Here is a 12,403-nt window from a genome sequence, read left to right as displayed (position 1 = left end):
TCAAGATCGACTAACACTAAACCATCAATGCAATTATTAAAATCAGGGTCGATACTAAAGCTTAAAAATTGCACCCCGCCAGGCGTACAGAGCTCTGTATATTGTTTAAATAGCGTAGGAACTTGCGCGCCCATGTTGGCAAGTACATGTTTAAGTTCTACAAAGTCTTCTTTTATATCGCTGTCCATAAATACGGTTTGGCATTGTGTTAGTTGTTGATCACTTAGTTTAAATTCGTTATTTGGCGTAGCAAGTATCTGGTTACTCTTATAATAATGCTGATAGTAATAAACCAACATCGCTTTAGCTTGTTCGGGTAAGGCGTTAGAGACGGTCACCGCGCCAAATAAATAACGGTATTGTGGGTAGTTTTTTACAAAAGCGCCAATCCCATACCATAAGTAATCAAGGCTTTTACGCCCCCAATATTTAGGTTGGACAAAACTGCGACCTAATTCAATTCCTTGTTGCAAATAGGGCGCCATTGCATCGGTATAAGTAAACAAGCTAGCGGTATAGAGGCCTTCTCGTCCGTGCTTTTTGATTATGTCTGCTGCGCAAGCTAAACGGTAGGCACCGACTAACTCTAGCTGGGAAGGATCCCATAGAACAAGGTGTTGATAGTCCATATCAAACTTATCTATATCACGGCGCTTTCCGCTGCCTTCACCTACCGCTCTAAACGCAATTTCTCTAAGGCGACCCAACTCTCTAAAAACCGGCGAACTACCTGTATATTGATAAAGGTGTATATGCATACCGTCTTGTGTTTTACCAAGTAGTTGGCATTGATCAATCGCTTTTTTGAGCTCTTTTCTGCACTCAGGGACTGCAATAGGCATTTGTGTTTTTAGCGGCAGAGGTTTTTTACTGGTAAGCCTGTAAAGTTGCTTTCGGATAAGGTTTACTACTTCTTTATCTTTTAGGTTTTCTATTAAATAAGACTCAGGAGGAATAGAAGCACCAATTTCAAACTCTAAAGATTTTTGACGTTGCTTAAACATTTCTTTGACTAACAATAGGCTTGCTAGAGGTTTGTAGATCATTGAAGTGCCATAAAATAGAGGGCTATTTTTAGCTTTAATAAATACAGGTAAAATAGGGCAGTTAGCTTTTTTCGCCATACGTAAAAAGCCGCTGTTCCATTTACAGTCTTTTATTCCAGTCGGGCTCAAACGCGACACTTCGCCTGCAGGGAATATTAATAATGCCCCTTCACTCTTTAGGTGTTGATGAATATTATGCAGCTCTATTTTTTTACTCATTCCGGATAAGTTATCAACGGGTAATAAGAGTTCATGCATGGGAGTGACTGACATTAACATACGGTTCGCTACGACCTTTAAGTCTTGCCTCACCGTTGAAAGGACCTTAATTAACGCCAATGCATCTAGCGATCCAATTGGATGATTTGCAACAATAACCAATTTACCCTCATTGGGTATATGCTCAATCTGTTTTGGTTTGTAGCGGGTGTCAAAATCAAGTTCGTCAAGGACCTGCTCTACAAACTCTAATCCTTGTAAGTGGGGATAGGCATCACCAAATGCAACAAATTCTTGCTCGTGTAATAAGTATCCAAGTCCTTTTTTTACTAAACCGGTTACTTTTGGTGAGTTTTTTAGTTGCGGTAAATTTGCTGCTATTACTTTATCAATACTGATCATATTAACCTCTAAAACGCATTGGTATATTTGCCTTTGAGATAGAGTAAAAAAAGGGTGTGACAATTACTTTGCAATTGTGTGACTTTTTGAAGTGCGAATAAGACAAAGCAAAGGCATAATTAGGCGCATATTCATTTGATCAACAATTTTATTGGGGGATGCATGTCGGTATTAATTGCGATTACAGGGCGGGATAACACAAAATTAATGGCGCAGTTGCAAGCTTGTTTACCAACATTGCGTATTGAGCAATGGCCAGAATGCCAAAATTTGAATGACGTAGATTTTGTACTTGCTTGGAAAGCACCTCAGACAATGTGGGCGCAATTACCAAATTTAAAAGTTGTTTCATCATTTGGTGCTGGAGTTGATAGCATTGATTTAACGCAGTTGCCAGAGCATATTAATGTTGTACGCATTGTTGATGAACAACTCGCTGAGGATATGGCCGAATATGTACTTACCCATGTACTAGCGCAAAAATTACGTTTAAAAGACTATTTTATTAAGCAAAGCCAGCAAAGTTGGAAACCAAAGCGTGCCTATAATTATAAACACGTTGGTATACTCGGCTACGGGGAGCTTGGCAAAGCATGCGCTAAAAAACTAATTAAAAATGGGTTTGATGTAAGTGCATGGGCACAAAGTCACAAGGAGGATGCTGATGTAAATATACATTGTACCCAGCGCGGACTTGATGAAATGCTTAAAAATACCGATTACCTAGTATGTTTACTGCCACTTACAAAGATGACCTCAGGTATTGTTAATCATGAATTAATAGCTAAGCTGCCAGCGCATGCTGTTGTAATAAATGTAGCACGAGGACAACACGTTGTTGAACAAGACTTATTAAGTGCATTAGATAATGAAATGTTACGTGCGGCTACGCTTGATGTTTTTGACCAAGAACCGCTAAATGATGAGCATCCATTTTGGCAGCATCCTAAAATCACGTTAACACCACATTGTGCAGCATTGTCAGATTTAAACAGTGTTACAGAGCAAATAGCCGATAATATTGAACTATTCATAAAGGGAGCTAAGCTTAATAACCAAGTAAATAGAAAGAAGGGTTATTAAGTTATAACCAAATAGTTAAAAAAACAGCTTGTTAACACATGTAATTTTCATTAGTGTTGAAAGCTATTCTTACTAATAAAAATTATAAATGGGGTATTATGAAATCAAAACAAAGCGGTGTTAAATTAAGCTTAATTATAATCTCTATCATTATTTTAGGTGTTTCAGCGTGGTTCAATCAGGCAAATGCACAAGAAATTTCTGCAGATATAAATGATAGCATACGCATTAGCTGCGTATAATTAATCCCCAAAACATGTGTTGCCAGAAGAGTTATTTTAAAGTAATTCTTCTTACCCACCTTCATCATATAAACGATTAAAAATAGTATAACGCGCAAGCGGATATTGTTGTTTGCATACAATAATTAAATTTTATTACGAATTAAATCACGTACTATAAACCGAGCTGGATGAATTGCCTGACTGACACGTTCGCTTAATGGGCGAGGCTCATTATTTAAGCAACTGATAAGATGCTCAGCACTTAACGGTGCGCTGCATAAAGCACGTGCCCCAAACCCTGTAAAAATATGCAAACCCTGCTGTGGCTTTTTTAATGGTTCATATTGATAACGCTTGCCCAAGCGTAAATTAGCAAAAGCCTGTGTGTAATCGCTTTGCTCGCACCATTGCCCTGCCATTGGTAGGTGGTCGATAAATGTGCAGCGTACGGCAGCTTTAGCTGAGGTGATATTACCGAGTGTTGTTGCAAATTCACTTTGCTTATAAAAATTAAGAAGTTGTTCTTGATTTAATTGGTTGTCATGGGCTGTAACTTGACGGCTTTTCGTGTTTTTTTCAAATGTGGCCCCCATACAGTGATGCTCTAAATAAGCCGGGGTAAAATAGCCTTTATGGCATAGCACTGTTTTAAGTTTGTTTGACTGTTCACTGGCCTGAACGTGCGATACTTGACCTCGTACGCCTACAATTGGCAATGCCTTTGTTTGCTCAAATGCATCACTGTGTTCACCGGCACAAATAATGACATCGCTAAAGGGGCCTAGTTGCTCTGTATTAGTTAATAAAAACCAGCCATCCTCGGTTTTTTTAAGCTGTTTAATATCACAGTTAAATGTACTTTTAAATGGCGTTAAGCTATTTGCTGCGTTTAGCATGGCATTGACCAACTGTGGGGGATTTACCCAGCCACCTTGTTCAAAAAACACGCCTGAATAACCTGTCGTTACACCAGCTATTTCATCGCCTTGCTCGGCGGTTACATTACGCATTAGCTGGGTTGGCCACAGTTGCTTTTGTGCTAAATTCTCATGCTTATCGGCGAGAGGCTTTTTTACTGCGTGCTGTAATACGCCGCACCAATCGTAATCAAAACTAAAGCCGCTATTGAGCAACAGGTTATACAAACGTTTGGCGTATAAAAAGCTATGTGCAAACAATTCGCTGTGCGGCGAGTTTTTAGCTTGTAGGTGAGGGTAAATAGCGCCTTGCACATTGTGCGATGCACCCATAGCAGGCTTTTCATCTTGGCAAAATAATTGGCTGGTTATGCCTCGTTTAGCCAAGCTGTATAAAATACAGCTACTGGCAATACCACCGCCAATAACAGCTACATTTTTTAAAGCGCTGCTATCTTGATGAAAATATGCAGGAGCTGATTGAGCATCATTTACGCACTCAAATTGGCCAATAAGCATATCCCTTTTTTGACCAAACCCGTTGGTTTTTGTTGTGTTGAAACCGGCTTCAATTAAACCTCGACGAACAAAGCCAGCTGCAGTAAATGTTGATAAAGTTGCATTCGCTCTTGAAATATTAGCCATCGAGTCAAATAAATTTTGTTGCCACATATCAGGGTTTTTACTTGGCGCAAAGCCATCTAAATACCAAGCATCTACAATGCCCGTTTGCGAAAAACTCATTGCATTTATTGATTCAAGCGCATCGCCAAAATATAAATCGAGTATTACACGGCCTTTTTCAAACTCTAGCCTATGGCATCCTGCTAAGTTAATTGGGTAGCGTTTTATTAATTGATCGCTAAATGAGCTTAGCGAAGGCCATGCTTTTAGTGCTTGGTTTAGATCATTTATTTGCAGAGGGTATTTTTCAAATGAAATAAAGTGTAAGCGTTTAACATCTTTATCTAATTGATTTTGAACTTGTTGACGTGCAAGATGGTCAGTAAAGCGTTGCCATGTATTTAAAAAGTTTAAGCCTGTACCAAAACCGGTTTCGGCTATAACAAAATGTGGTTGGTCATGATTTTGTAATCGTGCATCTATATTATTTTTCTCATAAAACACATAATGTGATTCAGCCAAACCATCGCCATTAGAAAAATAAATATCACTGAAGTCATTAGCGAAAGGTGTGCCTAAATCATTAAAGTGTATATGTGCGTTTTTAATCATGAGTTTAAATTTATAGAGTCTATTTTTTTAATTATTTTACGGGTTTTCTTTGAAATAGTCTGGCGTTATTTATAAGCTAGCGGTTCAGAGTACAAGTGTACGCTAGAAAGCTGACCACTTAGATGACTAAATTCGCGTAAAATAGAATGCAATTGAGTATTAAGCTAAGGGAATTACCCATGAGAAGAGCTGTAATTACAGGTATCGGTGTTGTATCAAGTATCGGTAACAATAAAGAAGAAGTACTAGAATCGTTAAAAGCAGGTAAGAGCGGTATCGCTTTTAACCAAGAATTTGCCGATTATAAGTTGCGCAGTAACGTATCGGGCAAAATTGATATTGACGTTAAAGAACATGTTGACCGTAAAGCGATGCGCTTTATGGGCGATGCTGCTGCTTACTCTTATATTTCGATGACGCAAGCAATTGAAGATTCAGGTTTATCTGACGAGCAAGTATCGAATGAACGCACGGGTATTATTGTTGGCTCTGGCGGCGGCTCGTCTAAATGGCAAGTAGAAGCGGCTGATATTTTACGCGAAAAAGGCGTAAAACGAGTTGGTCCTTATATGGTGCCGCGTACAATGGCAAGTACAACATCGGCTTGTTTAGCAACACCATTTAAAATTAAAGGTGTTAACTATTCGATTAGTTCTGCATGTGCTACTTCTGCGCATTGTATTGGTAATGCAGTAGAGCAAATTCAACTTGGTAAGCAAGACGTGGTATTTGCTGGTGGCGGTGAAGAATTGCATTGGACACTGGCAATGGAATTTGATGCTATGGGCGCACTTTCTACTAAGTACAATGAAACACCCGAAAAAGCCTCTCGCACATATGATGCAAATCGCGATGGTTTTGTTATCTCTGGCGGCGGCGGTATTGTTGTTGTTGAAGAACTTGAACATGCACTTGCACGTGGCGCGCATATTTACGGCGAAATTGTTGGCTACGGTGCAACATCAGATGGCTACGACATGGTTGCTCCATCAGGTGAAGGTGCTGCACGTTGTATGCGCCAAGCTATGCAAAATGTAGACAGCATTGATTACTTAAATACGCACGGTACATCTACTCCTGTTGGTGATGTTAAAGAGCTAGGTGCGATTCAAGAAGTGTTTGGTGGTAAGTCGCCAATGATCAGTGCAACAAAAGCAATGACGGGGCACGCCCTTGGTGCTGCTGGTGTTCATGAAGCCATCTTCTCTTTATTGATGTTAGAGCACGGCTTTGTTGCGCCTTCCATTAATATTGATGAGTTAGACGAGCAAGCAGCAGGGTTAGATATTATTACTGAACGTCGTGACGTTGAGCTAAATACTGTAATGTCTAATAGCTTTGGCTTTGGTGGTACAAACGCCACTTTAGTAATGAGCAAATATAAAGGTTAATTAGTCTTTACTTAATACCTTGAAGCCGAGCATTGCTCGGCTTTTTAGTTTGTGTAAAGCCTAGGTTGTTCGTTACAATAGAGGCCTCAAAAGCTAAACGGATGCAGTAATGAAAATTCTTGCCGATCAAAATATGCCTTTAGTTGAGCAGTACTTTGCAGACTTTGGTGGGGTTGAGCGTTTTGATGGTCGTAAATTGACCCCTGAACAGCTCGTAGATGTAGATGTATTACTTACTCGTTCAGTGACTCGTGTTAATCATGAACTATTAGCACAGGCAAATAAATTAAGCTTTGTGGGCACTGCTACAATTGGCATTGACCATATTGATACGCAATTACTGAATAATAAAAATATTGCTTTTAGCAGTGCACCTGGTTGTAATGCTATTGCTGTAGCAGAGTATGTCATTAGCAGTTTATTTGCTCTAAGCCAAGAGAATGCGCGCCCATTAAGCGGCCAAACTATTGGTATAGTGGGTGTAGGTAATATCGGCAACTGTTTAGCGCAAAAATTAAAAGCATTAAATGTAGACGTAATTTTGTGCGATCCAATCAAGTATGAGCAAGGTTTATTAGAAAATCATGTAACGCTTGATGAGCTATTAGCGCAATCAGATATTGTAACTTTTCATGTTCCGCTAGTTAAAAGTGGCGAACATAAAACGCTGCATATGATGAATAAAGCCCGCTTAAAAGCACTTAAACCAGGGCTTACGCTAATTAATGCAAGCCGAGGCGATGTAATTGATAATCAAGCATTGCTTGAGGTAATGCAAGCCGGAGCTGATCTAGATTTAGTGCTTGATGTATGGGAAAAAGAACCCAATATTTTAACTGAATTACTAGAGCATGTTCGTTATGCCAGTGTGCATATTGCAGGGCATACGCTGGAAGGAAAAGCACGAGGTACACAAATGCTGTATCAAAAATTGTGTGAACTCAAAAGCGTAGAGGCAAGTAAATCGCTTGATGACTTTTTACCCTTGCCAGTTATTACGAACGCAACGATTACGCAACATTTTAATGAGCAAGACATTGCCCGTTTGGTGCACTTAATTTATGACGTTCGTCGTGATGATGGAATCTTACTGCGTCATTTAGAAAATGATGGTTTTGATAGTTTACGCAAAAATTATCCAATAAGACGAGAGTTTAGTACTTTATCGCTACAAGGTGAGAGCCCACAACTTGCTGCACTTAGCCAACTTGGTTTTACCATAGCTAAATAATTATTAACTAACGGTGTTATTTTAATATCGTTTATAGAGGAAGAAATATGTCGCAAAAATATAACGTTGCCGTACTTGGCGCTACTGGTTTAGTAGGCCGTCAAATCATTGAAACGCTAGCGGATCGTAAGTTTCCAGTTGATCAGCTTTTTTTACTTGCTAGCAGCCGCAGCGCGGGTGAAGACATAAAGTTTCGTGGTGAGACCATTGAAGTACTTGACGTTGAAGGCTTTGATTTTAGCCAAGCGCATATAGGTTTGTTTTCTGCAGGTGGCAGTGTATCTGAAAAGTATGCACCGATTGCTGCTGATGCGGGGTGTATTGTAATAGATAATACATCGCACTTTAGAAATGATTTTGAAATCCCATTAGTAGTGCCAGAGGTTAACGCTTCAAGCCTAGCTGATTTTAGAAATCGCAATATTATTGCGAACCCTAACTGCTCAACAATTCAAATGATGTTAGCACTAAAACCAATCTATGATGCATACGGAATTGACCGCATTAATGTATCTACTTACCAAGCTGTATCAGGCGCAGGTAAAGAAGCGGTTGACGAACTTGCAAAGCAAACAGCAAATTTAATGAATGCACGCCCTATGGATAATAAAGTATTTCCAAAGCAAATAGCATTTAACGTGATACCTCAAATTGATAGCTTTGAAGAGAACGGCTATACACGTGAAGAAATGAAAATGGTGAACGAAACTCATAAAATTTTGGGTGACACAACTATTGCAATTAACCCTACATGCGTACGTGTTCCTGTATTTTTTGGACATTCTGAATCAATTAATATTGAAACGCGCATGCCTTACGATTTTGAGCACGTAAAGCAGTTATTAAAAGATGCGCCAGGTGTTGAGTTAATTGATGATGAAGGTGATTACCCAACAGCAGTTTCTGACGCTAGTGGTAACGATACTGTTTATATAGGCCGATTACGCGCTGATATTTCTCATCCTCATGGGTTGAACATGTGGGTTGTAAGTGACAACACGCGTAAAGGCGCTGCAACTAACAGTGTACAGATCGCTGAAGAACTTATTGCCAATTACTTATAATTTTTGAGTAAGCAAATTAAGCGGTAAACCACAGTTGTTTGCCGCTTTTAACACATCAAACCCGCCACTTTTTTGCCACTTGTGCTGTTAAACATATAAAGCTACTGATAAACCTCAATAAATTTATACTACAATGATGTTTTTAGACATTTATTTTCAATGTGTTGCGATGGATATTACGCCTCAACTGGTTTATAGTTTGTAATTGGAATAGAGCTTGCAGCAAAAATAGATTGTAATAACAAATATGAGTCAGTTATTTGGCTGATAGCAGCAAGAATAATCAATGTTTATGCGCCAACTTTTTTGGTACAACGTTAACATTTAAACATTAAAGGATCAGCATGCGCGGTTTAGCTACACTTATTTTATTAGCGTCTGCATTGATAGTAACGCCTATTTACTCTCAAGACAGTACCCAGTTGAAGGGGCCTAAAGGCGTTGACTATGGTGCGCAAGAGCGATCTATTGGGCCAATTAAACCAACGGATACTCTTTGGCGTATAGCAGCTAAAGTTCGTCCTGATAACTCTGTCAGCATCTATCAAGTGATGCAGGCTTTGTATAACAAAAACCCCAACTCATTCTTAGAACAAAATCTAAACCACATGCAAAGTGGTGCTTACCTAAAAATCCCTACTCTAGCTGAAATTAGAAATGTAAACACACAACTTGCTAAGCAGCGCTCTGAGCAAGACGATGCGTTATGGGAGAAAAAGAAAAATGGCACGCTTACGCAAACAGAAATTAACTCTGCACAAACTAAGGTAACTCAAGCCCGAAAAGTTGATGTAGATGATGCAAAAAAAGAATTACAAAAAGAAATAAAAGAGATTAAAACAGAGCAGGCAACTAAATTAGTTGAACTACAACAACAGTTTAAAAGTTCTGTAAGTAATGTAGAAGAAATTCTCGTTGAAAATAACAATCTAAAAAAACAGCTAACGGGCATCTCTAAAGAACTTGAAAGTGTTCGCCTACAGCTAGGGCAAGACAGTGAGATTCAATTACAACTCAAAGAATTAATAGCTAAACAAAATGAAGTACTGGCTCAGCAGAAGTTAAACGAAGTTGTTCCAGAAACCGAAGCTGACACTGGAACATTATTATCTAACCCGCTTGTACTTGGTTTATTAATGTTTATTCCAGGCTTACTCGTTATTTTTGCTGTGGTTATGTTTTTGCGAAAAAGAGCCAATAACGAGGCCGATACAGAATCAGATGATGACTTTTTACCACAATCACCAAGCTATAGCAGTAATGATAACTTAGACACTGATACAGATAATGAGTCGGAAGTGCCTGATCCACTCGATGACTTAAGTGTTCAGCTAGATGATAGCTTAGAGAATGAGCTTTTATCTGATGAAGATACCGCATTTGATGATTCACTAGATGACAATTTAGATGATTTTACAGATCAGGATAGCCTACTTGATCAAGGTGACCTTGAAAGTTTATTAAGTGATGACATTGTTTTTGATGATGAAAATACAGGGGATGATGAACTTGATATTTTCATGCAACAAGGTTTTGACAGCCCATCGGATGACAGCTTAGAAGAAGACATTGATTTAGATTTAGCTTCACAACCATCTAATAATGACGATATTTTAAGTAGTGATGAGCTAGATAGCTTATTTGACGAGGATGTAAGCTCATCTGAATTTGATGCACAGCCAAGTGGGATAGAAGACGATGATAGTTTAGATTCTCATGATGAAATAGCAGCATTTAGTGAAGAGCTTGCCGGTGATGATGACTTTGATATTGATGATTTATTAGAACAGACAAATGTGGGCTCTGAAGCTGCAACTGATTCGGTTGTGAAAGAAAATGACGACTTTGATTTAGACGATATCGATAGCTTAATTGATGAAGCGACGGATGAGAATGACGTTGATGATGCATCAACCAGTTCAGCCGATACGCTAATCGAAGAAAATGACGACTTTGATTTAGATGATATCGATAGCTTAATTGATGAAGCGACGGATGAGAATGACGTTGATGATGCATCAACCAGTTCAGCCGATACGCTAATCGAAGAAAATGACGACTTTGATATAGACGATATCGATAGCTTAATTGATGAAGCGACGGATGAGAATAACGTTGATGATGCATCAACCAGTACAGCCGATACGCTAGTAGAAGAAAACGACGACTTTGATATAGACGATATCGATAGTTTAATTGATGAAGCGACGGATGAGAATAACGTTGATGATGCATCAACCAGTACAGCCGATACGCTAGTAGAAGAAAACGACGACTTTGATATAGACGATATCGATAGCTTAATTGATGAAGCGACGGATGAAAATGACGTTGATGATGCATCAACCAGTACAGCTGATACGCTAGTAGAAGAAAACGACGACTTTGATATAGACGATATCGATAGTTTAATTGATGAAGCGACGGATGAGAATAACGTTGATGATGCATCAACCAGTACAGCTGATACGCTAGTAGAAGAAAACGACGACTTTGATATAGACGATATCGATAGCTTAATGGAGCCGCCGATTGAGGAAGCTGCGCTTGTTGAAGAGTCAGAGGCAGAGCCTGCAGAAGACGCTGCGCTTGTTGAAGAGCTAGAGCCAGTAGAAGACGCTGGGCCTGTTGAAGAGCCAGAGCCTGAAGAAGAAGCTGCGCTTGTTGAAGAGCCTGAAGAAAAAACTGCACTTGTTGAAGAACCTGAGCCAGTAGAAGAACAAGATGATTTTTCGGACACCTCTGAAACATTGCTCAATCCTGAAGATGCACTAGAAGAGTATAACGATAGTGAATTAAAGAGTGTTGATGAACTTTTAAATGAGTTGCAACAAGTTGAAGACGAAAGCTATGTTGAAACCCCAGAGTGGTCAACAGAAGATCTAGATGATGAAATAGAAGAAGTGGAGGTTGATTTAGGAGATGACCCATTAGCCGATGAGGCTGAGCCAGAGCCTTCACTTGAAGATGAAATTTTAGATACTAGTAACAGCGAAGAGCTTGTTGAATCCTCGGAACAGGAGCTTGATGATACTCCACTTTTAGAAGCAGATAACCAGCTTCCTTCACATTCTGATGAATTAGAAAGCGATAACTTAGAAGATGATGTAAAAGATATATCGCCAAGTCAGACAGAGCAAGATCTAGCTAGCGCACTCTCAGCAGGAAATGACTTAGATAATTTAGATGACGATTTTGATGATGAACTTCTAATTGATAACGACTTTGCTGAACTTGATAATGAATTAGAAGGTGCTGAAGAAATTCAACCTCTAGATCTTAATGACTCGCAAGAAACAGCGCTAGATGAGCAAACATCCGCCACCGCTGAACCGTTGCAAGAAGATGATTTAGATGATGATTTGCTAATAGATGAATTGGCTGAGCAGGGTAGTGAATTAGAAAATGAGTTAGACGACGATGAGTTAGCAAATACACCGCCTACGGCATTAAATGAAGAGATTGCTGACTTACCTGAAAATGTAGACACCGATACAAAAGATGTATCGGTAAGTCAAACAGAGCAAGACTTGGCCAATGCGCTTGCTGCAGAAAGTAGTTTAGATAGCTTAGAAGATGATTTTGACGAC

At 39.2% G+C, this 12,403-nt stretch carries 8 protein-coding genes; 6 read left to right on the top strand and 2 right to left on the bottom strand.

Translation table 11 applies throughout. The annotated features are described in order from the left end of the window. Positions 1–1,667: lysophospholipid acyltransferase family protein (locus H5119_RS00415; protein WP_182700799.1), on the bottom strand; the 1,667-nt coding region annotated here is incomplete at its 3' end. Between the two features lie 162 nt (positions 1,668–1,829). Here H5119_RS00415 and H5119_RS00410 point away from each other — a divergent pair. Next, on the top strand, positions 1,830–2,750 hold the full coding sequence (locus tag H5119_RS00410; protein WP_182700798.1) for a glyoxylate/hydroxypyruvate reductase A: 921 nt from the start codon (positions 1,830–1,832) through the stop codon (positions 2,748–2,750). 98 nt (positions 2,751–2,848) lie between these two features. Beyond that, entirely contained in the window at positions 2,849–2,992 is a 144-nt protein-coding gene (locus tag H5119_RS00405) for a hypothetical protein (protein WP_182700797.1), read from the top strand. A 125-nt stretch (positions 2,993–3,117) separates the two neighbouring features. On the opposite strand, the gene mnmC is transcribed toward H5119_RS00405, so the two are convergent. Then, on the bottom strand, positions 3,118–5,127 hold the full coding sequence (mnmC, locus tag H5119_RS00400) for a bifunctional tRNA (5-methylaminomethyl-2-thiouridine)(34)-methyltransferase MnmD/FAD-dependent 5-carboxymethylaminomethyl-2-thiouridine(34) oxidoreductase MnmC (protein ID WP_182700796.1): 2,010 nt from the start codon (positions 5,125–5,127) through the stop codon (positions 3,118–3,120). Between the two features lie 179 nt (positions 5,128–5,306). On the opposite strand from mnmC, the gene fabB reads away from it, so the two are divergent. The 4 genes from fabB to H5119_RS00380 all read left to right on the top strand — a co-directional run. Beyond that, a complete protein-coding gene (gene fabB, locus H5119_RS00395; protein ID WP_182700795.1) occupies positions 5,307–6,518 on the top strand; it encodes a beta-ketoacyl-ACP synthase I in 1,212 nt (403 codons plus the stop codon). 109 nt (positions 6,519–6,627) lie between these two features. Next, on the top strand, positions 6,628–7,749 hold the full coding sequence (locus tag H5119_RS00390; RefSeq protein WP_182700794.1) for a 4-phosphoerythronate dehydrogenase: 1,122 nt from the start codon (positions 6,628–6,630) through the stop codon (positions 7,747–7,749). Between the two features lie 47 nt (positions 7,750–7,796). Beyond that, positions 7,797–8,813, top strand: coding sequence for an aspartate-semialdehyde dehydrogenase (locus H5119_RS00385; RefSeq protein ID WP_077537381.1), 1,017 nt, complete (start codon positions 7,797–7,799; stop codon positions 8,811–8,813). A gap of 344 nt (positions 8,814–9,157) precedes the next feature. Next, on the top strand, positions 9,158–12,403 hold a 3,246-nt coding region (locus H5119_RS00380; protein WP_310737433.1), incomplete at its 3' end, for a FimV/HubP family polar landmark protein.

The sequence above is a fragment of the Pseudoalteromonas sp. SG45-5 genome (genome assembly GCF_014164085.1).
Classification (GTDB): Bacteria; Pseudomonadota; Gammaproteobacteria; order Enterobacterales; family Alteromonadaceae; genus Pseudoalteromonas; species Pseudoalteromonas aliena.
Note: the sequence above shows the minus strand (reverse complement) of the source record. Positions and strands in the feature narration are given on the sequence as shown.